The sequence below is a fragment of the Coraliomargarita algicola genome (assembly GCF_033878955.1).
Lineage (GTDB): Bacteria > Verrucomicrobiota > Verrucomicrobiia > Opitutales > Coraliomargaritaceae > Thalassobacterium > Thalassobacterium algicola.
Genome location: NZ_CP138858.1, coordinates 3373189 through 3397041 on the forward strand (window position 1 = coordinate 3373189; position 23853 = coordinate 3397041).

Genomic DNA, 23853 nt, shown 5'->3' on the forward strand with positions numbered 1-23853 from the left:
GTGCCAGACTTATTGCTTCGGTGTTTGCCCGAGGCACTTGTGAATGTGGTGACATTTGTGGGCTATTTTATGAGCCAGTTTCTTGACGCTTCTTTGGCTGTGGGCCGTCTTGGTTGTATGCTGAGTTGGAAGTTTTGAGCTGGAAGCTTTTGAGTTAAGAAGTGCTGTCTGCTGTCGACCCCACTTAGAATTCACGTTGAATGCTGATACGATAGCTTCGCCCTGTCAGGCTGTAGAGTGATGTGTCGTAACCGTCTGCGAAAGCACCTGCTGCAAATGGCGGAGGCGTATTGCAGACATTATCTACGCCGAGCACCAGTTTTGTATTGTGGAGCCATGTTTGAGCGCTGCCGGTCCACTGGTAACTGGCAACGAGGTCGAGTGTAGTCCAAGCCTTCACCTTGCGAGGCTGGCTATCTGTGGTAAATGCTGGATTGTCGTCGAGAGAGTCGATGTAGTTTAACGTGCCGCCCAAGGTGAGGGATTGATGCTGCCATAAAAGTCCGAGGTAGCCTTTGTATTCGGGGATCGAGCCGCGGCCTATGATGTTTCCACCGCTTGCGCGAGGGTCGATTAGTGTGCCGAGGTAGGATTCGTAGGAGGAGTCTTTAGAGGCTTTCAATTTATAGCGAAGTACCTGATTTAGCCCGAGTGTGGCCTGCCAGTGCCCCGTGCGGGTCGGGGCTTTGTAGCGCACTTTGTAGTCGATGCCATCGGTTATAGATTCGGAGGCGTTGAACCAGTTGGCAAATACGCCGCGGAGGGCTTGGGTAGTGGGATCGCGGATCACCGCGGCGCTTCCGATGTCGTTGCCTAGTGCTGCTTGGTCGATAAAGTATTGAGCGCCGTTGACGATTACATCTTTGGTATCGATTCTGTAGTAATCGAGCGAGAGCAGCCAACCTGGGTGGCTCTCGGGCTCGAAGCGAATGCCAAGGTTGAAATGGGTGGACTGCTCAGGCTCTAGTTCAGGATTACCGCTGACGATTGTATCGATGCGTGAACTTTCGGGGGTGAAGCCGAGTGGATCGTGGTAAATGGGGAATGTGGAAATGCCTCCGCCGTAACTTTCGCTGAGTGTGGGGGCTCTAAAGGAGGTGCCAGTGGTGGCGTGCAATTGAATGGCTTCTTGTGGACGATAGAAGACAGATGCCTTATACACGAAGGTGTCGTAAGTGTTGGCGCTTTGGGCGCTGTTGTCGGGCTTATCGCTATAGTTCTCGTAGCGTGCGGAGAGGTTGATGGCGAGCTCCTGTTCTGTATGAGAAAATACAGGTACCCAAGTTTCCGCAAATACTGAGCTCACTTTGCGTTGAGCCGCGTATGAACTCTCACTCGCGCCGCCTAGATTTGCGCCGGATTCGAATAAAGGATCGATGGCGACATCAATTTTTTCTTGGCGTAGTTCGAGTCCCGTCGCGAGTTGTACTGTGCCGCTCGAAAGTTCGAATATAGGTGCATTGGCTTTGAAGTCGTAGCTCCAGAATTCTTCCTGGTAATGGTTGTTGGGGCTGCGTGCTGCAGCTTGTAAGGCGGCCGTATTGTCGTAGCCTGCGCCGATGGCTCCGGCAGCTGCGAATGGGTTGAATGCGCCAGAGTCGATGAGGTCGACTAGCGTGGATTCGTCTGCGATGCCTGTATATTGCGCTTCAAGATCTGTTTCAATGTAAAGGGCGGCGCTTTCCCAGTCCCAAATTCCAAGTTCACCGCGAATGCCGAGCAGTCCACGCAGGGCAGATTTCTCCTGGTCGATCTCGAGTCTGCCGAGCTCGAAGCTGCGGTAGTTGATCTGATCCAAGTCGTCTGGGTTGATACCTACTGGCAGATGTGGACTGTTTTTGGCTGCATCCAAGAGTGCCGAATGTACCGGGAACTTGAAGCCAGCAAAAGGAAATGTGCCTCCAAACCACGGTGCCGGAGCCAGTCCGTTCTGAAACTGACTATGTGTGTAAAGCAATTCGCTCCAGACCTGTAATTGGGGGCTGATTCTATGGCTGAAGTTGGCCATTACGCTGCTGCGCTGAACTTCAGGGATCGCGACGGCCTGTTGGCTGAAATTATATAGGTCTTCATTGGAGTCCCATAGTCGATAGTCAGTTAGATTACTGGGGCTTGAGATGCCGTCTTTTAACACATACTCTGACCATCAACTTGTATGCGGCCAGGGTAAGTGGGGCTTCCTTGGTTTTGGCCACCTTGCGAGCGTCGGTCGGCATCCTTGGATATCTCGCGGTCGCGTGCTTCGATGGAGTTGCGCTGATACCAACTGCCGAGTAATGCGAGGTGGGTGGATTCGCTAAGCGCTTGGCCGCTCAAAAATGAAAATGTTTTTTCTGAGGCGTCTCCGTCCGAGGTGTTGCTAAAGCTAGCGTCCATGCGGTTTCCTTCGAAGTTGTCGTGTAGCAGCAGGTTTACTGTGCCCGCGACTGCGTCGGACCCGTAGGCAACGGAACTGCCGTCGGTGGCAACTTCGATCTCCTTGATGGCGGCCGTAGGGATCAAGGTGAGGTCGGCGAATCCACCGTGTTGAAAACCGACGGCACTGTTGCCGCCTGAGCGACGTCCATTGATTAAGGTCAGTGTCGATAGATTGCCTAAGCCACGTATGTTGGCTCCCGCCGAGCCCGTGCCGCCGTTGCTGTCATTTTCGGTATTACTACTTCCGAAAGAAAAGGCTTGTGTGCGCAAAGCGCTGCTGGCGGTGTGATCGCCCCAGAGCTTGAGCTCTTCCTGATCGATCCAGGTTACAGGCACTGACGGTATTTCTTGAGCGAACGTTAATTGACTGCCCGTGATTACATGTGCTTCCAGTTCGACCCAATCATCTTCAGGCGCTCCTTGGCAGGGGGGGAGGGAGCACGATATGATTGAGCCCCATGTTACCAGCAAAAGTGACGTGCCTTTCATTTGGGAAGTTGTGTGGTCATGTGTTGATTCGATTGCGCCGAGGATGAATCGTGGTACGAGTGACCTTATATATAGGGACTAGTTTTCAGTAGGCTAGGTTATAGTGCAGTGCTGAACACTTGTTATAATTATAGCTAATGCTAATTTGGATTGTTATTGGAAATGGCATTTGTGGCACTGCTGTTGATTTACACGCAAAAAAACGGCGTCGATTGCTCGGCGCCGTTCGTAGTAAAATCGTTGCAATCAGGAGGGCTTAGGCGCGTCCACCATAGGAGCGATCGGCGGTGTTTACTTTGATGACTTCACCCTCTTTGATGAACAGAGGTACTTGCACGGTGAGACCCGTCTCTAGCGTGGCTGGCTTTTGCACATTGCTGGCAGTGTCGCCTTTAACGCCTTCTGCAGATTCGATGACCTTCATTTCCAGTGAGGCGGGCAAGTCGATTGAAATAGGTTTGTCGTCGACATGGAGAACGCTGTAGGCTTGGGTTTCTACTAGGAAGTCCTTGGCGTCTTCGACGAGATTTTCGTCGAGAATCACATCCTCGAATGTTTCTGGGTCCATGAAATGGTAGCCATCCGCATCGATGTAGCTGAACTCCAACTTTATCATGTCGGTATGCATGATTTCGACACTGTCGGTGGTGCGGATCTTGGTATTCGTGCTCGCGCCAGTATTTAGATTGCGCATGGTGACTTGCATGAAGCCAGCTTGCCGACCTTGAGTTCGGTGCTGCACGTCGAGTACGAGGTGCGGATTGCCTTGATAATTGAGGACTTTGCCTTTGCGGACGTCTGTAGGTGATGCCATGGGTATGATTGGTTAAAAAAATGTCTGATTTGGCAGCGCGAAGCTCAAGTGTCAAGGATGCCCTCTCGCTGTTGCAGGGGCATCTCTGAATGAGGAATGCCAGCACTTAGATGGCGGATGCTGTCTACGGTCAGTCGTGGCTTGGCTTCCGGTTGATGAAGCAACTTTTGCTTTATGCGTATTTTCAATCCTGTCAGACCTCCTCGCAGCGATCAAAATTGTATTTTGAGAGGATCGGGATTTTGGGCAGTTAAAATAGGATCGCTTTATCTTGGGATATCGCTACGTGTATAGCTTATGTCTAAGGAAGTGTTTGAGTCGATTCTGCGCTTGGTTGAAGCAATCTTTGGCTATTCCGTAGGCGAGCCGGACTTCAATATCGTGTTCGGTGTATGTCTTTTTGCCTGGGTGCTGGCGGCGCGTGTATTTATGGCCATTTTCTCTAGTAAGCGTGGGATTATTGCCGCTTTTTTCGCCTTTGCGCTGCCGTTGGGGATTGGCTTACTTGGCTATGCGATGGCGGAGCGCTTTGTCGTGCCTCAGGTGAGTCAAGTAGGTGGTTGGACGGTGTATGCGATTCCCAGTGTGATTTGCGCCTTATTTGTTTTTCTTTCTGTCTTGGTGATTGCGAAGCGTATTTGGGCACTCTCTGCGGGCGTCAGCATTTTTATCTATATTGTTGCAACGGCAGCTGCGATCGGTGTTTATTTCGGTGCTCAAGTCACCTTGGGCGTGATCGAATACGGAGAAGAACAAATGGAGCAACGGGAACGTCGAGTGAACAGTGAGCTTGATTCTTTGTTGTAGCTGAAGTTTGGAGGGGAGTGTTTTTCGCAGCGCTCGGACTTTGACAAAGCTTCATCCCCAGCGCTTAAGTGTGCCTTGCGCATGTCAACTCTATTACCACCTCCACATAAATCTTCCAGCTCAGGGCTTAGCCTTTTGTTGGGCTGTGGGATGGCATTGTTCATTATGATGTTGGTGCCTTTGACTCAGCTCACGCAACCGTCACGTGAGCGAGTGGATACACTTGAGGCGGTGGACTTGGCGGTGCCGCCGCCACCCCCTCGATTAGAAGAGCCACCCCCTCCGCCTCAGATGGAAGAGAAGGAGCCGCCACCCGAATTGAAACAGCCCCCTCCGATGCCTACCTTGGAGCAATTGGAAGTCGCGCTCAATCCCGGCACCGGAGGGGACATGAGTTTAGACATTGGTCTCGGAGTCGACTTGACCACCGAGTCCACGGATCAGTTGGAGAAACTATTTGGTTTTGGCGAGCTAGACGAAGTGCCGCATCTTGTGCGTGAGGGGCGTTTTCGATATCCGCCCAATTCGCCGCGGGGCCGAGGTGAGGCCTTGGTTCGTCTTTTAATCTATGTGGAAGCCGATGGACGCATCTCAGTGCAGCGAGTGATTGATTACTCGCATCAAGAATTCATCGAGGCCGCAAGGCGGATGGCGGAAGGTTCACGTTTTTCGCCACCGATGCGTAACGGTCAAGCCGTGCGTTCTAAATACGAATGGCCGATCCGAATACCTTTAAGGTGAGCTCTGCGAGCATTGTTTTTAGCTTTGGAACCTCTTGTCCAAGAAACAGCACATTTTAATAATAACCAGGCTATAAGAATTAGGTTGACTTAATTGAGAGAATGTCGATGTTGTTGGAAGTATGAAGGTTCGTCGCACAAAGGTTCATGGTCGGGATGCGGTTTATCATTGCATGACGCGGGTGGTGAATGGGGAGCGCTTGTTCCAGGGGCGTGAGAAGGAGATGCTGCGTAAGATGATCTGGCAGGTGGCTGATTTTTGCGGGGTGCAGGTGCTGACTTATTGTGTGATGTCGAATCACTTTCACGTGCTTTTGCGTGTGCCGGATCGTCAGCAGGTGGATGATGCTGAGTTGATGCGCCGCTATCAGGTGCTGTACCCGAAACCTACCAAGTATCAGGCGGCTTCGGTCAAGGTGCTGCGCTCTCAGTTGGAGGCTGACTCTGAGGAGGCGCAGCTGTTGCGCGCGAAACTGTTGGCGCGGATGGGCGATGTCTCTGAATATATGAAGGCGGTGAAGCAGCGTTTTTCAGTCTGGTTTAATCGTAATCATAAGCGCTATGGCACTCTGTGGGCGGACCGTTTTAAGTCGGTCTTGGTCGAGGGGCATGGCAATCCGCTGCAAACGATGGCGGCTTATATTGATCTGAATCCGGTGCGTGCGGGGCTGGTGGAGGATCCTAAGGATTATCGTTTCTGCGGCTACGCGGAGGCGGTGGCGTCGCTTGGCTTAATGAGCTCAGGGGGCACAGAAGACTCCAAGTCGAAGGTGGACGCTCGGATGGGATGTCGAGCTGGTTTGTTACATGTTTGGGGTGACCACTTGTCGTCGGGGGCTGGTTTGGCAGAGGCCTTGATGCAGCATCGTCAGTTGATCTTTGGCAAGCGTGCGGCGGATGCTGACCTGTCTGAGGTGGAGCGTGCGGCTGCTTTGAAGGTGCTAAATGAAGAGGGCGGTCAATTGCCGAAGTCGGTGATGCTGCGCTGCCGGGTGCGTTATTTTACCGACGGTGCCATTCTGGGGTCGGCTGAGTTTGTGCGTGGCTTTACGGGTGCGTGGCAAATGGAGCGTGGGCGAAAGCACCCTCCGAAGGTGAATGCGATGCGTGGTGATTGGGGTGGCTTGGCTGTGATTCAGGGGCTGCGTAGGCAGGTGTTTGGATAAGTGGTCAAGTAGGGAACGACTTCTGTTGATCTTTGTCGCTGCCTTTAATCCGCAATTGATTTCAATTCCAGTGGCACGATTTCGATTGTGCTGTTTTCCTTAGCTTCCGTAATCGAAAGATTGAAGATGATTTGAAAATCGTTGAGCTCTTCGGGATCGATTAGGGTTTGTTCGATGAGCCAGCTTGTGCGGTCTTCGGATTCGGTGATCTTGGTGTTGGCTTTATTGCGCGCGCCGGGATCGAGGCGGATCCATTCGTGGCTTTCGTAGTAGGCTTCCATCGCGTTGCTGAGTGCGGTGTATTTCCAGCGGGCTTCGGGGAACATCTGGTCGAGTGGAAAGTGTTCGTCGATCTCTTGATATTCCTTGTTGGCTAGCATGCGTAGAAAGCGGAAGACTTCGTTGCGCACGAGGCGGGTGAAGGCTTCACGGTCGTGAGTGATATCGCTCGGGCCGGTGGGCGCGGGGAGGGCTTCGTCGCTATTGGGCTTATAGTCGGGGTCTTTGAGTGTCTCCCATTCATCCAATAGGCTGGAATCGGTGATGCGTAGCAATGTCTCGATATAAGTGACGACTTCGTTCACGGCTTCGGTTTTGAAGGCGGGAGGAATGGTGTTGGTGAGCACGCGGTAGACATTAGTCAGATGGCGCAGTAGCAGGCCTTCCGCGCGAGTGAGCCCGTAGAGTTTGACATAGTCGGCGAAACTGCTGTAGCGCTCAAACATCTCGCGGGCAATTGATTTGGGGCGAATGTTCTCGCCGCCGACCCAAGGGTGTAGGGCGGAAAAGCGGTTGAATGTTTCGTAAATGAATTCGCTTTCGGGCTTGGGATATTCGAGTTTTTCCAGCTCTTCCATACGGTCGTCGTATTCGATGCCGGCGGCTTTCATTTCGGCGACTTTGTCACCTTTTAGCTTGTCGAGCTGCTTGCGCAGAATGATGTCGGGGTTTTCTAAAATAGATTCCACTAGACTGAGCAGCTTGAGCTCATACTCGGGCGCGGTGGTGTCGAGCAGGCCGATTGTGTCGATGCAATAGAGCGCGAGTGTTTGATTGAGCGAAAAGTCGTCTTGAAGTTCCAGGTTGACGCGTAGTTTCGGTTCGCTGCCCTTAGGCATGATCTCGATGATGTTGCGGTCGGTGAGGGCGCGGAATAGCTGAAAGGCTTGTTTGCGCATACTCTTCTTGGACTGTTCGGAATTGTGGCAGTCGCGGATGAGTTGGCGCATGGCGGCGCAGCCGTCGTTCTGGCGGCTGAGCACATTGAGTAGCATGCTGTGGGATACCTGAAAGCTGGAAGTAAGTGGTTCCGCGGGAGCGCTTTGCAGGCGTTGGTAAGTTTGCTCGTCCCAGTGCACGAAGCCGCGTTCGGGTGGCTTGCGCTTGACTAGCTTTTTCTTCTTTTTCGGGTCAGCGGCTGCTTTGGCCTCCAAGCGCTTGTTTTCAATTACGTGCTCGGGTGCCATGGCGACGACGTAGCCGTGGTCGTCGAAGCCCTTGCGGCCTGCACGTCCACTGATTTGGTGGAAGTCGCGTGCGGTCAGAATGCTGGTTTTGACGCCTCCATATTTGCAGAGTTGGGTGAATAGCACAGTGCGAATCGGGACATTCACCCCTACGCCCAAGGTGTCGGTGCCGCAAATGATTTTGAGTAGGCCTTTCTGTGCCAGCTTTTCAATCAGCACCCGGTATTTGGGAAGTAGGCCGGCGTGGTGGAGACCGATGCCACTGCGAAGTAGTTTCTTGATCTCTTTGCCAAAGGGGCTGCTGAAGGAGGCGCCTTGTAACTCCTTTGTGATAATCGCTTTTTCCTCTTTGCTGCAGACGTTAATGCTGAGCAAGCTTTGTGCGGTTTCGGATGCCGCTCGTTGGGTGAAATGCACAATGTAGACCGGAAACTTGTTGGCCGCCTGCAGTTTCTCCAGCGTCTCTGTGAGCGGGTCTTCGACGTAGGTGAATTCCAATGGCACGGGGCGCTCGGTGCTGGATACGGTGACGCACTCGTTGCCGGTAACGCGCTCGAGTTCGCGTTCAAAGAAGCGCGTTTCACCCAATGTGGCCGAAATTAGCAAAAAACGTGATTGAGGCAAAGTGAGTAGGGGAGCTTGCCAAGCGCCACCGCGCTCCCCGTCGGAATAGTAATGAAACTCGTCCATGATCACATCATGGACTTTTGCCTGATCGCCGTCACGTAGCGCGATATTGGCCAAGATCTCGGCGGTGCAGCAGAGGATGGGGGCTCCGCGGTTGACGCTGGCGTCGCCGGTCATCATGCCGACATTTTCGGGACCAAAGTCGCGACAGAGGGCAAGGAACTTTTCATTGACCAATGCCTTGATTGGACATGTGTAGACAGATTGACGCCCCAGTGATGCAGATAGGAAGTGTAGTGCCGCCGCCACCAACGATTTTCCCGAGCCAGTGGGGGTGTTGAGGATGACGTTCTTGCCAGAGAAAATCTCAAGAATTGCTTCTTCCTGGGCAGGGTAGAGTTCGATGCCTTTGATTGCGGCATATTCCAAGAAATGCTCCATGAGTGCATCAGGATCGGTGACGTTACGAAGTGGCTTGAGTGGGAAATCCATGTAATTGTAGCATCTGTAATGCGAGGAGTGAGTGCAAGACTGCTTCGAAATGATCACTCTTGCTGCGGTTGTTACGTAAACTTTTGCTCACTTTAGCGATGAGTAGCCCTTTATGTGGGTGCATTTTGTACATTCTTAGGATCGCTGCTGTAAAAAATATATGTTTCTTGCTGATTGCTGGAATACGCTAGTCCGGAATGTTCAAATTTCGATCTTGTTTGCGTTATTTTGTTGGGGCGGGAATGTTTGAGATGAGGTTTATACTGGGATGGAGGCGATTTGAAGCTAGTTATTCTGTTATGATTATAGTGCGCTTTAGAAATTGATCAGGGATGAGTCTGATTCGATTCGGGTGTTCTCGTAGATGAATTATATTAATCCTATCGGTTCTTTATAAGTTAAAATAATATATTTTTTAAAAGTTGGCATCGGTTTAGCTAAGTAACGTTTGTGCGAAAAAATAGCACAACAACAACAACAACACAGTTAAACTAATCAGAATATGAAATTACAAAAACAACTTGTTGCATCGCTTGCGGGCGCTGCATTTTTTGGCTCCGTCGTGAACGCGGAGATTCCACTTACGGATGATCTGAGCGCTTATGGTTACATCGACCTGGCGTATACAGATTTAGATGATGATAGCAATCTCGAGGGCGGTGCTGCTGAATTCGAGTTGGGCTTTGCTTTTTCTCCTGTAGATAGCCCATGGTCAGCAGTTGCTGAACTATCGTTCTTGGGGACAGGTAATTTTGCTGGCGGTGAGGATGTCGAAACTCAGTGGGAAACTTTGACGATTACCTATGCGGCTTCGGATGAGCTGTCCTTCACTCTTGGTAATATCCTCAGCTACCAAGGCTTCGAAACGTATGATGCTACTGGCTTGTTCCAGTACTCCGCTCAAGGGTGGGATGGCACAGGGCACGCTTACGTTTATTCAGCTGCTTACGCTTATGGTGCATCTGCTGACTATGTGACAGACGACTTTGCCGCAGGTCTTTGGATTGGCGAAAGTGATGACTCTCTTAGCTATGAAGTCTTGTTGGCTTACACCGGTATTGATGGTTTAACTGCCAAGGCGATCTATGCGGACGATCCTGGTTATGAGACGATCAACTTGTGGGCAAGCTATGATATCGATGCTTTCACATTCGCTGTAGAATACACAGGAACTGATTACACCGGTGGTGCTGAGTTGGATGCTTATATGGCGCTCGCTTATTATGCATTTGGTGATGCTGGCGTAACAGTGCGTTACTCAGATGTCGATGATGGCGGATATGAGTATGAGAAGTACACATTCTCTCCTAGCTACGCTTTCTCGGATAGTGTGTTTGGTCTGCTAGAGGTCAGCTACATCGAAGATAACGCTGACGAAGACTTTACCACATTTGCTGCAGAGCTGATCTTTTCGTTCTAATTGCTGACGATTATCACCCTGTATCAATGATATTTAGCAGGGGCCTCATCCATTAAAAATGGGGCCCCTTTTTAATATGAAAAATCACAAAAATTATCTACTGTTACTACTCTTTAATGTCTTTCTCTTGAACCTTGGCGCTTCGGAAGTGACTAAGGAAGAGTTCATGGCTTTGGCTCAGCGTGTTGAGCAATTGGAGGCTGCTTTGCGTGTTTCGCGAGATGCTCAGGTCTCGTCGATCGCAACTGAAGCGTTTGCTGCGATGCCTATGTCGGCAGCGGATCGGGAGTCCTTGGTTGAGAGCGTTGTGAAGACGATTCAGACGCGTGAGGAGGATGCTAATTATCCTTGGATGGATGCAGCGAAGTGGGCCAAGCTGCACGAAGGGATGACTCCGGAGGATGTTCTTCTTGAGCTTGGTCGTCCCACCTTGAATGAGCCCTCGTTGCACCGGAGAATTGACAAGGTATATACTTATAAGGGCAAGCGTGTGGCTACGGCTCAGAAGGTCGAGGGTATCATACGTTTTTATAAGGGGAAGGTTGTCGAGATTGAGGTTCCAAGTTTGTAGATCGCCTGTTTTGGCATGTTTTATAATTTGTGATTATAGTTGTAAGTATGAATTTCTTGGCATGGCTAATGCTAAAAATAAATAGCCTGCCGAAGTCGGTGAGCGAACTCAAAATAACTAACTAAAAGTATATAAGTATGAAAAAAATATTTGGAAATATATCCAAGCTTGTGGCAACGAGTGCGATTGCTTTGTCTGCAATTTCTAGCGTGCAGGCAGAGGAAACTGTAAAAGTTGGCGTGCTTCACTCATTGAGTGGCACGATGGCGATCTCTGAAACATCGTTGCGCGATATCCTGCTCTTCACTTTTGATGAGATTAATGCGAACGGTGGTGTGCTGGGTAAAATGATTGAGCCAGTTGTTGCCGACGGTGCCTCCGATTGGCCGGTTTTCGCTGAAAAAGCCGAACAACTATTGGCACAGGATAAAGTTGCGGCGACTTTCGGTTGCTGGACTTCTGTGAGTCGTAAATTCGTGTTGCCTGTTTTTGAGAAATACAACGGTTTGCTCTTTTACCCGGTTCAATATGAGGGTGAAGAAGAATCGCCAAATATCATTTACACAGCTGAGGCAGTTGGCCAGCAAGCGATCCCTGCGGTGGATTACTTGCTTGAAGAAGGTTATACTAAGTTCTATTTGATCGGCACAGACTATGTGTATCCGCAAACCACTAACATTGTGCTTTTCGAATACTTGCTCTCGAAGGGAATTCCTGTTGAGAACATCGGTGGTGGTATTCGCTACGAAGGCGATGTTGCTGTATCGGCTGGAAACTACACTCCCTTTGGTCACACCGACTTCCAGCAAATCGTTGCTGAGATTAAAGACTTCGCCGCTTCAGGTGATGCTTGCGTGATCAACACCATTAATGGTGATGCGAATGTTCCTTTCTTTAAGGAAATTGCAGCCTCAGGAATTACTTCGGATGACTGCCCAATTGTTTCCTTCTCGCTTTCGGAAGATGAGTTTCGTGGTCTTCCTGCCAAAGACTTGGTGGGGCATCTTGGTTGCTGGACATACTTCATGTCTATTGATTCTGAGGCCAATGAGAGTTTTAAGGCCAACTTCCAGGAGTGGTTGGCGACTAAGGCACCTGATTCGGTGCAGAAGGAAGGTCGTGTAACTTGCTCACCTATGGTTCTTTCATACAATGGTGTCTATCTATGGAAGGCAGCTGTCGAGAAAGCTGGCACATTTGAGCCTGAGGCAGTGATTAAGGCGCTCGAAGGTGGTATTTCCTTTGATGGTCCTGGTGGTACTGTAACCAGTCAGGAGAATCATCACGTTACCAAAACGGTATACATCGGTGAGACTTTGGAGAATGGTCAGTTCGAAATTCTCGAAACGATTCCTGATGTCTATGGTGAGCCATGGTTGAAAGGCTCGTTTAAGTAAGTTAGTATTTTTGTTTGTAGTATTGTTTTGTTAGGCGGGGCCTGTGGGATTTTTCCTGCAGGCCCTAGCTTTTTATTACAAAGTTTCAGGATTGTGCGCGAAACTTGCTAGTAACGTTTGTATATGATATCCGTATTAAGATTTTCTCACCATAGTCTGATTCGAAGACTATTTGGGTTTTCGTTTTGCTTTTTGTTTGTGTGCGGTATTTTGACTGCTGAGGAGCGAAGCGCTCGGTTAGTTATGTCCGAGCTGATTTTGGCTACCGGAGATGAACAGGCGGCATTGATTGAAGAGATTGCAAATTATGGAGATCCGGTGATTGCGGAGATCTACGAGGCCTGGAGGACCGGTGGCGTTTATACTTTTGAGTCGGATACCGGTCTACAATTGCTGCAGTTTACTGAACTTCAGGAGTGGGTCTTGGTCTCTACGGGGGAGGTAGTTCCTCTTTCAGAGGCAGATGCCGATCGTGTCGAGAAGGAGCGCGCGTCGAGATCGGTGCGTAAATCGATGAAGAGTATTATCGATACTCTGGGGCTAAAGGCCGAGGATGCGAATGTCCGTATCGACTCCGCGATTAAAATGGGGCGAAGTCAGAAAATGGAATTTGTGCCTGCTTTAGAGGCACGTCTCTTGGTAGAGCCTTCTAAAGAGGTGAAACAGGCGATCGAGGAAGCGTTGGCGATTAGCCTATTGGAAAATGGGGATGCGGAGCAAAAACTCGCTGCAGTTAAAGATTTGACGAAAATGAAGTCGATTGCTGCGCGCGGATTTATTGAGAAGGTGCTACAGGCGGAGCGTGATGCAGCCCGTGCTCAGGGGCCACTGGCGCTGGCATCCGCCAATGCATTGTTGGTAATTGAGGAGCACGTTAAGATCATGGAGTTTCTGGGGAGCTTCTTTCGAGGTTTTAGCACTGGGTCAGTTCTATTGATCGTTTCTTTTGGCTTGGCGATTACCTTTGGCCTGATGGGGATTATCAATATGGCTCATGGAGAGTTTGTTGCGATTGGTGGCTACACGACCTACATGGTGCAGACATTTTTTATGAACCAATGGGGGCTGAGTAGTGAGGCATTTGGTTGGTATTTTGTGGTTTCCTTGCCCTTGAGCTTTTTAATGGCTGCAGGGATTGGACTTTTACTCGAGAAAACGATTATACGGTTTTTATATCGTCGGCCTTTGGAGTCTTTGCTGTGCACCTGGGGGATCTCGATGGTCATGCAGCAGGGCTTTCGTCTCATTTTTGGAGCGGCCAATGTGCAGGTCAATAATCCTACCTGGCTGATGGGGAATTTGAGTGTGGGTGGATTCAGTATGAGTTATACTCGCCTGTTTATCATGTTTGTTGCCTTGTTGGTGGTCTTGCTCACATGGTTGCTCTTGCGCAAAACGAATTTGGGCCTGCATATTCGTGCCGTGATGCAGAACCGGAGCATGGCTAGTAGCTTGGGGATACCAGTGGCTCGTGTGAACTCGATGACCTTTGCGCTCGGTTGCGGTCTTGCTGCCTTGGGCGGTTCGGTGCTTTCACAGATCGGTAATGTGGGACCTTTGATGGGACAACAATATATCGTCGATAGTTTTATGGTCGTGGTGATCGGCAGTGTGGGCAATCTCCTTGGTGCGGGCATTTCGGCGATGGGCATCGGCTTTGTGGATCAGTTGCTTCAACCCTCACTAGGGCCGGTGATGGGGAAGATTACCGTCTTCTTTGTTATCATTCTTTTCCTTCAGTGGCGGCCCGGCGGTCTATTCCCTACGCGTTCCCGCAGCCTTGATGATTAATTCAATTTTCTACGTATAATGATACTTTCTGCTGAAAATAAAAAAGAGATCGGAATCTTCTGCCTCGTGGCAGGTTTACTGATGCTGATTCCGAGCTTAAATGCTTGGGGGCCTGATTCCGGCTTCTTATCGATGAGTTCCTTCCAGGTTTCGCTTTGGGGTAAATATCTTACCTATGCGATCTTGGCTATGAGCTTGAATTTACTCTGGGGTTATACGGGTTTGTTATGTCTGTGTCAGAGTCTCTTCTTTGCCTTGGGCGGATACGCGATGGGGATGTATCTGATGCTGATGATTGGAGAGCGTGGAGCTTATAAAAGCCCATTGCCCGACTTTATGGTTTTCCTTGGTTATCAGGAGTTGCCGATCCACTGGCAGCCCTTCTACAGCTTCTGGTTTACTGCTGGCGCCGTGTTGTGGGTGCCGGGCTTGGTGGCCATGATCTTTGGCTTTCTCGCCTTTCGCTCGAGGATCAAGGGAGTCTATTTTTCAATCCTGACACAGGCGCTGACGTATGCGGTTTGTTTGTTGTTCTTCCGCAATGATTTTACTTTTGGGGGCAACAATGGCTTTACCGACTTTAAGGACATTCTTGGAGCGAGCATTAATGATGCGAGCACCACGCGCTGGCTCTACATTGCCTCGGCGCTCTTATTATTGATTACCTATTTAATTACATCGGGGCTGCTGGCTTCGAAACTAGGTAAGGTGCAGCAAGCGATTCGTGATTCTGAGAATCGAGTGCTTTTTTCGGGGTATTCCACGACAAGTTTCAAACTCGTGATCTTTGTGCTCTCTGCTATGATTGCAGGTGCCGCGGGTGCGCTCTATGTGCCGCAAGTCGGTGGGATTAATCCGAGTGCCATGGAAGCGGCAAAGTCGCTGGAGGTTGTAGTCTGGGTTGCTGTTGGGGGCCGTGGCACCAAGTGGGGGCCAGTCATTGGAGCGATCCTCGTGAACTTATTTAAGAGTTATACCACCCAGGCCTTTCCGGACTACTGGCTGATCATTATGGGCGGCATGTTTGTTTGTGTGGTTCTGTTTATGCCGGATGGGATTGTTGGGATCTACCAACAAATAAAAAGTAAGATCGCGCAGCAACGTTCACTACAAACTACGGAGGCTTAATTACGATGACGACTCATCACCACGATCCACTTTACCGGGATACGCCGCTCATTCTCTCTGTCTCGGGCGTGAATAAAGCCTTCGATGGCTTTAAGGCGATCAACGATCTAAACTTTTACCTAGAAGAGGGCGAGCTACGCACCGTCATCGGCCCCAATGGCGCGGGTAAGAGCACTTTTATGGACATCATTACCGGGCGCACGCGTCCGGATTCGGGCTCTGTCACGATGCACGGAAATGATGGACACGATATCAACCTCGCGAAGTTAAAGGAGTTTGAAATTAACCGTCTTGGTATCGGCCGCAAGTTCCAGACGCCCAGTGTGTATAAATCGCACACGGTGTATGATAACTTGGTGTTGTCGCTCAATCGTCCACGCGGGGTGCTAAAGACCTTATTCTACAAGGAAAGTGCTGAGGACCGTGATCGTATCATGGAGGTTTTGAAAACGATCCGCCTCGAGTCGAGAGTCAATGATTTGGCGGGTATGCTTTCGCACGGTCAAAAGCAATGGTTGGAGATTGGCATGTTGCTGTCGCAAGATCCGCGCATTTTATTGATCGATGAACCCGCAGCGGGTATGAGCGACGAGGAGACTGAGCGCACGGGGGAGCTTTTATTGAGCCTAGAGAAGAAGCATAGCCTGATCGTGATCGAGCACGATATGGAGTTCATCCGGCAGATCGCTCGTAAGGTGACAGTGCTGCATCAGGGCCACGTGCTTAAGGACGGCAGCTTTGACCATGTTAAATCCGATCCGCAGGTGATCGAAGTCTACCTTGGGCGCCAAGGCAAGAAGGACGAAAATAAATAATTGAACGACTCTATGATTTCTGAATCTGAAACTCCCGCGGTCACGCCTCTTCTCACAGTGGAGGGCTTGAAGGCCAGTTATGATGAATCGATTATTTTGCGTGGTATCGATATGGTCGTAAAACCCAATTCTGTTGTGGCACTGTTGGGGCGCAATGGAGTCGGTAAGACTTCGCTGCTCCGTAGCATCATGGGACTGATGCCTAAGACGGAAGGTGATATTACGTTTGAGGGACAGTCGATCCGCTCCTTGCGCTCGGATCAGCGCGCACGCATGGGCTTGGGCTATGTGCCGCAGGGGCGGGACATCTTTCCCAATCTCACCGTGCAGGAAAATTTGGAGGTGAGTATCAGTATCTCTGGCAAGGCCGGGCGCGAGCGTTTGGATGAGGTGTATGAATTGTTTCCAGTGGTCAAAGAGATGCTGGGGCGCAAGGGCGGGGTGCTTTCTGGCGGACAGCAACAACAGCTCGCGATTGGACGTGCCATCCTGACGAATCCGAAACTATTGATTCTGGATGAACCGACTGAAGGGATTCAGCCGTCAATTATCGATCAGATTGAGGATGCTATCCACCTGCTCAAGAAACGGGGCAATTTAAGTATTATTTTAGTCGAACAGTACCTCGATTTCGCTAAAGCTGCCAGTGATGAATTTTACATTCTCGATCGTGGCAACGTGGTTCTTTCGGGCGAGTCCGAAGAACTGACAGCTGATGTGATCGGTAAATACCTGACTGTTTAATTTTCTAATTATCTATGCACCTCACACCCCGAGAACAAGAAAAGCTAATGATCGTCGTGGCGGCGGATCTGGCGCGACGCCGGCAAGCGCGTGGTTTAAAGCTTAATTATCCAGAATCGATCGCAGTCATTACTTACGAGATACTCGAAGGGATACGCGATGGTAAGACGGTCGCAGATCTGATGAGTTACGGCACGACAATTCTTACGCGTGCGGATGTGATGGAAGGCGTGCCTGAAATGATCCATGAAGTTCAGGTCGAAGGCACTTTTCCTGATGGCACTAAACTAGTCACTGTTCACAATCCGATCCGATGATTCCTGGCGAATATAAATACTCCGACCCTGAGGCCTTACTGACTGGTAATGTGGGCCTGAAAACCCTCGCTCTCGAAGTGTCCAATGTGGGGGATCGCCCCGTGCAGATTGGGAGTCATTTTCATTTTTATGAGGTCAATGAATCGCTCGAGTTTGATCGCGAGGCGGCCAAGGGCTTCCGTTTAAACATCGCCGCTGGCACCGCGGTGCGTTTTGAGCCGGGCGATATCCGCGAAGTCGAGTTGGTTGCCCTCGCCGGAGAACGTATTGTTTATGGATTGAATAACAAGGTCGATGCACCGCTCGACGCTTAGCTTTCGCCCTCAATGATCCGTCCTCATTTATTAGTCATCAGTCATTCATTCTTATGAGTCTTGAATTTACCCGCCGCCAATATGCCGAAATGTTTGGTCCTACCGTAGGGGACCAAGTCCGTCTTGCAGATACGGAACTGTTCATCGAAGTTGAAAAGGATTTGATCGCCGAAGCCGGTGGCTATGGCAATGAAGTTAAGTTCGGTGGCGGCAAAGTTATCCGTGACGGCATGGGACAATCGCCGCTGGCCACGGGGGCTGATTGCCTCGACTTAGTGCTGACAAACGCCACCATTGTGGACCCAATCTTGGGAGTGATCAAAGCCGATATCGGCGTCAAAGCAGGTCGCATCGCAGGCATCGGGCATGCGGGCAATCCCCTCATTCAGACTGGTGTGAGCGAGGGCATGGTGATTGGTGCCAGCACTGAGGTGATCGCCGCAGAAGGGCATATCGTGACTGCAGGTGGATTTGATTCACACATTCATTTTATCTGTCCGCAGCAAATCAATGAAGCCTTGACCAGTGGTGTCACCACGATGATCGGCGGTGGCACGGGGCCCGCCACAGGCACCAACGCCACGACTTGCACACCCGGCGCTTGGAATATTCATAAAATGCTAGAGTCCGCCGAAGCCTTTCCGATGAATCTTGGCTTTATGGGGAAGGGCAACGCCTCTAACCACGAAGCCTTACGCGAGCAAGTGCAGGCTGGCGCGATGGGGCTGAAGCTGCACGAAGATTGGGGCACCACTCCGAGCTCGATTGATCATTGTTTGAGCGTTGCCGATGAACTTGATGTGCAAGTGGCGATCCATACCGATACACTCAACGAGTCCGGCTTCGTCGAAACCACCATCGGCGCATTTAAGGATCGTGTCATCCATACCTTCCACTCGGAGGGTGCGGGCGGTGGGCATGCACCGGATATTTTAAAAGTATGTGGCCTGCCTAATGTTTTGCCCTCGTCCACTAATCCGACTCGTCCCTATACCGTCAACACCATCGACGAGCACCTCGACATGCTGATGGTCTGCCACCACCTCGACTCAAAGATTCCCGAGGATGTGGCCTTTGCTGAGTCACGGATTCGCCCGCAGACCATTGCCGCCGAGGATATTTTGCACGATCGCGGCGCCATTTCCATTATGTCCAGTGACAGTCAGGCGATGGGGCGTGTCGGCGAAGTGATCATTCGCACCTGGCAGACCGCGGATAAGATGAAGAAGCAGTTTGGCAAACTAGAGTCCGAGACCCACCCTGCCGCGGACAATTTCCGCGCGTTGCGTTACATCGCTAAATACACCATCAATCCCGCCATCGCTTGTGGTTGTGCGGCCGATGTTGGTAGCTTGGAGGTGGGCAAACTGGCAGACATCGTTCTGTTTAAGCCCGCTTTTTTTGGCGTGAAGCCAGAGCTAGTGCTTAAGGGCGGTTTGATCGCGACAGCAAATATGGGGGACCCCAATGCATCGATTCCCACGCCCCAGCCCATGTATTACCGGCCACAGTTTGCCGCCTTTGGCAAAGCAGTCTCGAGCACTTCCATCACCTTCTTGAGCCAATCGGCGATCGACGCTGGGGTGCCTGATCAGCTCGACTTGAAGAAGCTCGTTCGCCCCGTCGCCAATACGCGTCAGATCTCAAAGCACGACATGGTGCTCAACGATTACTTGCCCGATATCGAAATCGATCCAGAGACCTACACCGTGACGGCAGATGGCGAAGTTTTGAGCTGCGAGCCCGCAAATTTGTTGCCTATGGCCCAGCGCTATTTCTTATTCTAGCCATGCATTTAATTACCCAGGCACTCCCTTCGATCCCCGAGGGTCTAGTCAACGTTCCGCTAGTTGTCGATCGTCATAAATTAGCGCGCCGCCGCTGGCGTGGTGCGGCCGCCGATGGTACTGATTTCGGCTTCGATGTGAACGAATCACTTACGCACGGAGACTGTATTTGGACTACGGATACGGTCGCCTATGTGATCGAGCAAAGCGCGGAGGACTGTTTTCTGATCGCGCTTAAAGAAGCCAAAGAGGCCGCGTGGATTGGCTGGATGATTGGTAACCTACATTTTAAGGCTGCTTTCAGCGAAGAGGGCGTGCTGGTGCAAGACGATTTGGCCGTTGAGCAAATGCTAGAGCGCGAGCATATTCACTATCACCGCGTGCAACGAGTGTTTCAACCCAGCAAACAAGGGGGGCACTCACACGATCATGACCATAGTCACGAGCACGGACATAGTCACGGGCACGGGCATAGCCATTGATGACGTCTAATCATCAAGAACAAGAGTGTTGCGATCGCGCTGCGTGGGTGCCGGCACTTTTACAAGTTTCGGATCCGTTGTTTCCGACCGGGGCCTATGCGCACTCAATGGGGCTGGAGCAGTGGGCGGCGACTTGTCAGTTTAAGAGTGGTGATGACTTGGTGCAGTTTTTTCAGGAGCATGCGGGCCCCGCTTTGGCGCGTTTGGAATTGCCTTATTTACGCTACGTGCGCGACGCAATCGTCGCTGAAGATTGGGCGACTGTCTTGGAATTGGATGCAGAAATTGACGCTTGGAAGTGGGCGAGCGAAATTCGTGAAGCCAGCATCTCACAGGGCCGCGGGCGTTTACGACTTTTAAAGAAACTATGGCAGGCATCACCTGAGATCGAAACCTATTCGGCTGCTTTTGCCACTGGGCGCGCTCGCGGGCATCATCTAGTGGTCGCTGCCTTACAATTCGAACTTTTAAACGTGCCTAATGAGGCAGGGTTAATGACCTATGCGTATCAAAGCCTCGCAAATTTTGTGTCCGCTTCGATTAAGTTGCTACGCATCAGTCCCGAGTCGGCACAGTTGGCACTGGCGGCAGGGCTGGAGCAATTGCCTGACTGGGTGGCAGCCTCTAAGCAAGTCGAACGCGAGGCTGCCGGATGGTTTGCCCCAGCCTTTGACATCGCTTCAGCTCGTCATGCCACCGCTTTTTCCAGACTTTTTATTTCTTAATACGATTTAATATGACAGATTCAAATCCCACACGCCCTGTTCGTATCGGTATTGGTGGCCCTGTTGGCTCCGGTAAGACGATGTTACTCCTACGGCTGATCGAAAAACTGCATCAGCGCTACTCGCTGGTCGCGATTACCAACGATATCTATACTAAAGAAGATGAGCAGTTTTTAGTGGCCAACAGTCCCCTGGAAGCCAGCCGTATTTTGGGGGTGGAGACCGGGGGCTGTCCGCACACTGCGATTCGTGATGACACGAGTATGAATGAGGTCGCGATCGAGAATCTCATCCTGCGGCATCCGGACACCCAAGTTGTGCTGATGGAGAGCGGTGGCGATAATTTGTCGGCAACCTTTTCACCCGATTTGGTCGATGCCTTTATCTATGTGATCGATGTGGCGGAGGGCGATAAGATCCCGCGTAAGGGTGGCCCTGCGATTCGTTATTCCGACCTCATGATCATTAACAAAACAGAGCTCGCACCCTATGTGGGTGCCGACCTTGATGTGATGGCGCGCGATTCAAAAATCCAGCGCGACGAGCGTCCCTTTGTTTTCTGCGACCTGAAGAGTTATCAGGGGTTGGATGCCGTCATTGCCTGGCTGGAGCAAGAGTGCTTTTTTGCCATTAAAGCTTAATGTCGACAACAGTTACAGAGAATGCTTCGACCCGCACAGGTGTGTTGGGAGGCGCGCGTTTGCGGTATACCTGGGCGCCCGAGTTGGGAACACGATTGACGGGGCAATGGGTGCGGCCGCCGCTGCATCTGGCTAAGGCCTATCATGCCGATGATTGGGAGATCAGTATTCTGACCAGCCCCACCGCCGGACTGCTGGATAATGATCAGCTCGAAGTCGAAGTGACAGTGGCGGCTGGTGCCAAGGCTGCTTTAATCAGTCCCGCTGCTTGTCGCGTGCATACCATGCATGCGGGGTATGCTACAGTGCGACAGCACTATACTGTAGAGGCGGGAGCCACGCTTGATGTTTGGCCCGCGCCTTTGATATTACAGAAAGGTGCGGCGCTGCGACAGGTGACGCGACTGGACGTGGCTGCAGATGCGACCGTGCTGCTCTGCGAGGTGGTGACTCCTGGACGTGCCGCCTTTGGCGAAGCCTTCGAGTTTACCGAATGGCGTTCACAATTACGGATTTATCGCGAAGGCAGCTTGCTTGCTTACGAGAATTTCAGTTGTCAACCAGACCGGGGCGACTTATCCGATTGGCAGGCAATGTATCCTAGTGGCAGCTACGCTAGTTTTTATTTTTTAAGTCCGGAAGTCTTGGGCGATGTGGTTCAGACTTTGCATGAGTTAGAGACGCCGGATGCGACCATCGGAGCTAGCCCCTTGCGTGTCGGAGGGCTCGGGATTAAAATTCTTGCTGCAGATGGGATTAGTCTGCGCAAAACAGTTTTCTTGGTTCGAAATCTGCTTATCAAACAAACGCAGCAAAAATTTCCTCACGCGTTATTGCGCGCACAGACTTATTTTAACTAAATACCCACTGACTATGCATTTAACTCAAGGCACACTGGATACATCGACGACTTTATTAACGAGCGCTGGGGGCGCGATTGCGTTGGCGGCGGCGTTTTATGGCGCACGCAAGCAGTTGCCGGCAAAGAAAGTGCCGGCTTTGCTGGGGATGAGTGCTTTCGTCTTTTTGGCGCAGATGGTGAATTGCTCGATCGGATTTGGTTTCTCCGGCCATTTGGTGGGGGCGTCTTTACTCGCTATTTTTTTTGGTCCCTCAGTGACAATGTTGTCGATGGCAGCGATCCTGGCCTTGCAGGTCGGTTTCTTGGGTGATGGCTCCTGGAGCACCTTGGGAGCCAATTTTCTAAATATGGGGGTGGTCGCGCCTTGGGTGGCATATGGCTGTTTCCGTTTACTGCAAGGGCGTCGTGCGCCTCAACTCGATGTCGCTCAGGTGGGCACTTTGGCCTTCGCATCTTTTATCTCTATCATGGCTGCGTCGTTGAGTGTCAGTGTGATGCTGGGCGGTTCAATCGCGCATCTGCTTTTTGCTGGGACTGTTTGGGGCCTGCTAGAGTCTGCGATCGCAGTCGCTGTGTTTGCTCTTTGCGTGCGCAGTCAGAGTCGTAACTATGTTGAGACTGGGCGTTTGGCGCTACGCCCCTTGGTCGCGCTTGCTTGTGTCACGCTATGTTTACTTCCTTTTAGTTCACAGCAGCCGGATGGTTTGGAACACGCGCTCGAAGTGGCTCAACTGTCTGATTAGGTTCAGCTAAAGTAAATGGCCTTGTGTGTTCTCATGCTCGGCGCATGAGTTCCCGGCGGCGGAGCTGCAGCCAGAGGTTCCATGCGTGCTTTTTTAGGATTTCGCGGGCGTTATCGATCTCGGCTTTGCGGGCGGTTAGGTTTTCGTTGGCGATGGTGGATAGGTCGTCGAGATTGTAGAGGTAGACATTTTCAATGTCTTCGACGGCGGGATCGATGTCGCGGGGGAGGGCCAGGTCGATGAGGAAGCAAGGGCGCTCGGGGCGGCGTTTCATGCTCTGCGCAATGATGCTGCGATCCAGTATGGTGCCGGGTGCGGCGGTGGAGCAGATGACAATGTCGAAGTGTTCCAGTTGCGCTTTGAAATCTTCAAAATCAATCGCAGAGCCGCCGAGTTCGTGTGCCAGTTTGTGAGCATTCTCGAAGGTGCGGCTGCTGACTGCGATGTCGTCGGCGCCGCGACTCTTGAGCGCTTGCGCGGTCTTTTCGCCCACTTCACCGCTACCGAGTAGCAGTACGCGGCTTTTGGATAGCTGGCCGAAGATACGGCTGGCTAGATCGACAGCGACGTTGCCGATGCTGATTTGGCCGCGGGTAATGCCGGTCTGCGAGCGGGCGGCTTTGGCGGCTTGAAAGCTCTTTTCAAAGAGGCGGTTGAGCACATTGCCCGTGCACTTGGCGTCGCGTGCTTTGGTGTAGGCCTGCTTGAGTTGGCCGAGGATTTCGGTCTCGCCGACCATTTGCGAGTCGAGGCCGGTGGACACCTCGAGCACGTGTTGCAGCGCTTCGAGGTTATTATGGCTGTAGGCGTATTGCTGGAAGAGTTCGATCGGCACGTTTTGCTTTTCGCAAAACAGTTCACGAATTTCATCCACGCGTTCGATTCGGTCGGCCAGCCCGTAGATTTCGAGGCGATTGCAGGTATTGAGCACTAAGCACTCACGAATACCTTCGTGTGCGTGCAGTCGTTGTTGTAGTTCGAGTGCCTGTGGCTGTGTGAGTGCAAAGCGCTCACGCACATCCAGTGGCGTCGCGTGATGCGAGGTGCCCAGCACAAACAGAGATTGCAATACGTCGCTCATGACCAATACGAAATGT

24 protein-coding genes are annotated in these 23853 nt (G+C 51.3%); 18 read left to right on the forward strand and 6 right to left on the reverse strand.

The window, feature by feature from the left end; all coding sequences use genetic code 11:
- Nucleotides 1-184 precede the first annotated feature (184 nt).
- From SH580_RS13710 to efp, 3 genes are all read right to left on the reverse strand, one after another.
- Complete coding sequence (locus tag SH580_RS13710; protein ID WP_319831415.1) at nucleotides 185-2134, reverse strand: TonB-dependent receptor domain-containing protein; 1950 nt, start codon at nucleotides 2132-2134, stop codon at nucleotides 185-187.
- Nucleotides 2128-2754 (reverse strand): TonB-dependent receptor plug domain-containing protein, encoded by a 627-nt coding sequence (locus tag SH580_RS13715; protein WP_319831416.1) that lies wholly within the window; start codon nucleotides 2752-2754, stop codon nucleotides 2128-2130. Before SH580_RS13715 ends, SH580_RS13710 begins: the two co-directional genes overlap by 7 nt.
- A 409-nt stretch (nucleotides 2755-3163) precedes the next feature.
- The gene (gene efp / locus SH580_RS13720) at nucleotides 3164-3721 is read right to left on the reverse strand and encodes an elongation factor P (protein WP_319831417.1); all 558 of its coding nucleotides are present in this window, start codon (nucleotides 3719-3721) and stop codon (nucleotides 3164-3166) included.
- 297 nt (nucleotides 3722-4018) lie between these two features.
- On the opposite strand from efp, the gene SH580_RS13725 reads away from it, so the two are divergent.
- From SH580_RS13725 to SH580_RS13735, 3 genes are all read left to right on the forward strand, one after another.
- Complete coding sequence (locus SH580_RS13725; RefSeq protein WP_319831418.1) at nucleotides 4019-4528, forward strand: hypothetical protein; 510 nt, start codon at nucleotides 4019-4021, stop codon at nucleotides 4526-4528.
- Nucleotides 4529-4678: 150 nt separating this feature from the next.
- On the forward strand, nucleotides 4679-5269 hold the full coding sequence (locus SH580_RS13730) for an energy transducer TonB (protein ID WP_319831419.1): 591 nt from the start codon (nucleotides 4679-4681) through the stop codon (nucleotides 5267-5269).
- A gap of 121 nt (nucleotides 5270-5390) precedes the next feature.
- Entirely contained in the window at nucleotides 5391-6434 is a 1044-nt protein-coding gene (locus SH580_RS13735) for a transposase (RefSeq protein WP_319831420.1), read from the forward strand.
- Between the two features lie 44 nt (nucleotides 6435-6478).
- On the opposite strand, the gene SH580_RS13740 is transcribed toward SH580_RS13735, so the two are convergent.
- Together SH580_RS13740 and SH580_RS13745 are read right to left on the reverse strand one after the other, a co-directional pair.
- Complete coding sequence (locus SH580_RS13740) at nucleotides 6479-9019, reverse strand: DEAD/DEAH box helicase (RefSeq protein ID WP_319831421.1); 2541 nt, start codon at nucleotides 9017-9019, stop codon at nucleotides 6479-6481.
- Nucleotides 8991-9143, reverse strand: a complete 153-nt coding sequence (locus SH580_RS13745; protein WP_319831422.1) for a hypothetical protein — start codon at nucleotides 9141-9143, stop codon at nucleotides 8991-8993. The genes SH580_RS13740 and SH580_RS13745 overlap by 29 nt, the downstream gene beginning before the upstream one ends.
- Nucleotides 9144-9521: 378 nt before the next feature.
- On the opposite strand from SH580_RS13745, the gene SH580_RS13750 reads away from it, so the two are divergent.
- The 15 genes from SH580_RS13750 to SH580_RS13820 all read left to right on the forward strand — a co-directional run bounded on the left by SH580_RS13750 (nucleotide 9522) and on the right by SH580_RS13820 (nucleotide 22756).
- Nucleotides 9522-10439: a hypothetical protein gene (locus SH580_RS13750; RefSeq protein ID WP_319831423.1), complete on the forward strand. Its 918-nt coding sequence runs from the start codon at nucleotides 9522-9524 to the stop codon at nucleotides 10437-10439.
- Between the two features lie 76 nt (nucleotides 10440-10515).
- A complete protein-coding gene (gene bamE, locus SH580_RS13755; RefSeq protein ID WP_319831424.1) occupies nucleotides 10516-11010 on the forward strand; it encodes an outer membrane protein assembly factor BamE domain-containing protein in 495 nt (164 codons plus the stop codon).
- Between the two features lie 137 nt (nucleotides 11011-11147).
- Nucleotides 11148-12407, forward strand: a complete 1260-nt coding sequence (locus SH580_RS13760) for a transporter substrate-binding protein (RefSeq protein WP_319831425.1) — start codon at nucleotides 11148-11150, stop codon at nucleotides 12405-12407.
- Nucleotides 12408-12650: 243 nt separating this feature from the next.
- Nucleotides 12651-14198: an urea ABC transporter permease subunit UrtB gene (urtB, locus tag SH580_RS13765; protein WP_319831426.1), complete on the forward strand. Its 1548-nt coding sequence runs from the start codon at nucleotides 12651-12653 to the stop codon at nucleotides 14196-14198.
- Nucleotides 14199-14216: 18 nt separating this feature from the next.
- Nucleotides 14217-15326 (forward strand): urea ABC transporter permease subunit UrtC, encoded by a 1110-nt coding sequence (gene urtC / locus SH580_RS13770; RefSeq protein ID WP_319831427.1) that lies wholly within the window; start codon nucleotides 14217-14219, stop codon nucleotides 15324-15326.
- 5 nt (nucleotides 15327-15331) lie between these two features.
- Entirely contained in the window at nucleotides 15332-16141 is an 810-nt protein-coding gene (urtD, locus tag SH580_RS13775; protein WP_319831428.1) for an urea ABC transporter ATP-binding protein UrtD, read from the forward strand.
- A 12-nt stretch (nucleotides 16142-16153) separates the two neighbouring features.
- Entirely contained in the window at nucleotides 16154-16885 is a 732-nt protein-coding gene (gene urtE / locus SH580_RS13780; protein ID WP_319831429.1) for an urea ABC transporter ATP-binding subunit UrtE, read from the forward strand.
- A 14-nt stretch (nucleotides 16886-16899) separates the two neighbouring features.
- On the forward strand, nucleotides 16900-17202 hold the full coding sequence (locus tag SH580_RS13785) for an urease subunit gamma (RefSeq protein ID WP_308948699.1): 303 nt from the start codon (nucleotides 16900-16902) through the stop codon (nucleotides 17200-17202).
- Nucleotides 17199-17516 (forward strand): urease subunit beta, encoded by a 318-nt coding sequence (locus SH580_RS13790; RefSeq protein WP_319831430.1) that lies wholly within the window; start codon nucleotides 17199-17201, stop codon nucleotides 17514-17516. Before SH580_RS13785 ends, SH580_RS13790 begins: the two co-directional genes overlap by 4 nt.
- 53 nt (nucleotides 17517-17569) lie before the next feature.
- Nucleotides 17570-19303 carry an urease subunit alpha gene (gene ureC / locus SH580_RS13795; protein ID WP_319831431.1) on the forward strand — a complete coding sequence of 578 codons (1734 nt, stop codon included), beginning with the start codon at nucleotides 17570-17572 and terminating at the stop codon, nucleotides 19301-19303.
- Nucleotides 19304-19305: 2 nt separating this feature from the next.
- The gene (locus SH580_RS13800) at nucleotides 19306-19785 is read left to right on the forward strand and encodes an urease accessory protein UreE (protein ID WP_319831432.1); all 480 of its coding nucleotides are present in this window, start codon (nucleotides 19306-19308) and stop codon (nucleotides 19783-19785) included.
- A complete protein-coding gene (locus SH580_RS13805; RefSeq protein WP_319831433.1) occupies nucleotides 19785-20510 on the forward strand; it encodes an urease accessory protein UreF in 726 nt (241 codons plus the stop codon). The genes SH580_RS13800 and SH580_RS13805 overlap by 1 nt, the downstream gene beginning before the upstream one ends.
- Before the next feature lie 11 nt (nucleotides 20511-20521).
- Nucleotides 20522-21151 carry an urease accessory protein UreG gene (ureG, locus tag SH580_RS13810; protein WP_308948706.1) on the forward strand — a complete coding sequence of 210 codons (630 nt, stop codon included), beginning with the start codon at nucleotides 20522-20524 and terminating at the stop codon, nucleotides 21149-21151.
- On the forward strand, nucleotides 21151-22011 hold the full coding sequence (locus SH580_RS13815; RefSeq protein ID WP_319831434.1) for an urease accessory protein UreD: 861 nt from the start codon (nucleotides 21151-21153) through the stop codon (nucleotides 22009-22011). The genes ureG and SH580_RS13815 overlap by 1 nt, the downstream gene beginning before the upstream one ends.
- 13 nt (nucleotides 22012-22024) lie before the next feature.
- The gene (locus SH580_RS13820) at nucleotides 22025-22756 is read left to right on the forward strand and encodes an energy-coupling factor ABC transporter permease (protein ID WP_319831435.1); all 732 of its coding nucleotides are present in this window, start codon (nucleotides 22025-22027) and stop codon (nucleotides 22754-22756) included.
- A gap of 31 nt (nucleotides 22757-22787) precedes the next feature.
- On the opposite strand, the gene hemA is transcribed toward SH580_RS13820, so the two are convergent.
- Complete coding sequence (hemA, locus tag SH580_RS13825) at nucleotides 22788-23837, reverse strand: glutamyl-tRNA reductase (protein ID WP_308948709.1); 1050 nt, start codon at nucleotides 23835-23837, stop codon at nucleotides 22788-22790.
- Nucleotides 23838-23853 lie beyond the last annotated feature (16 nt).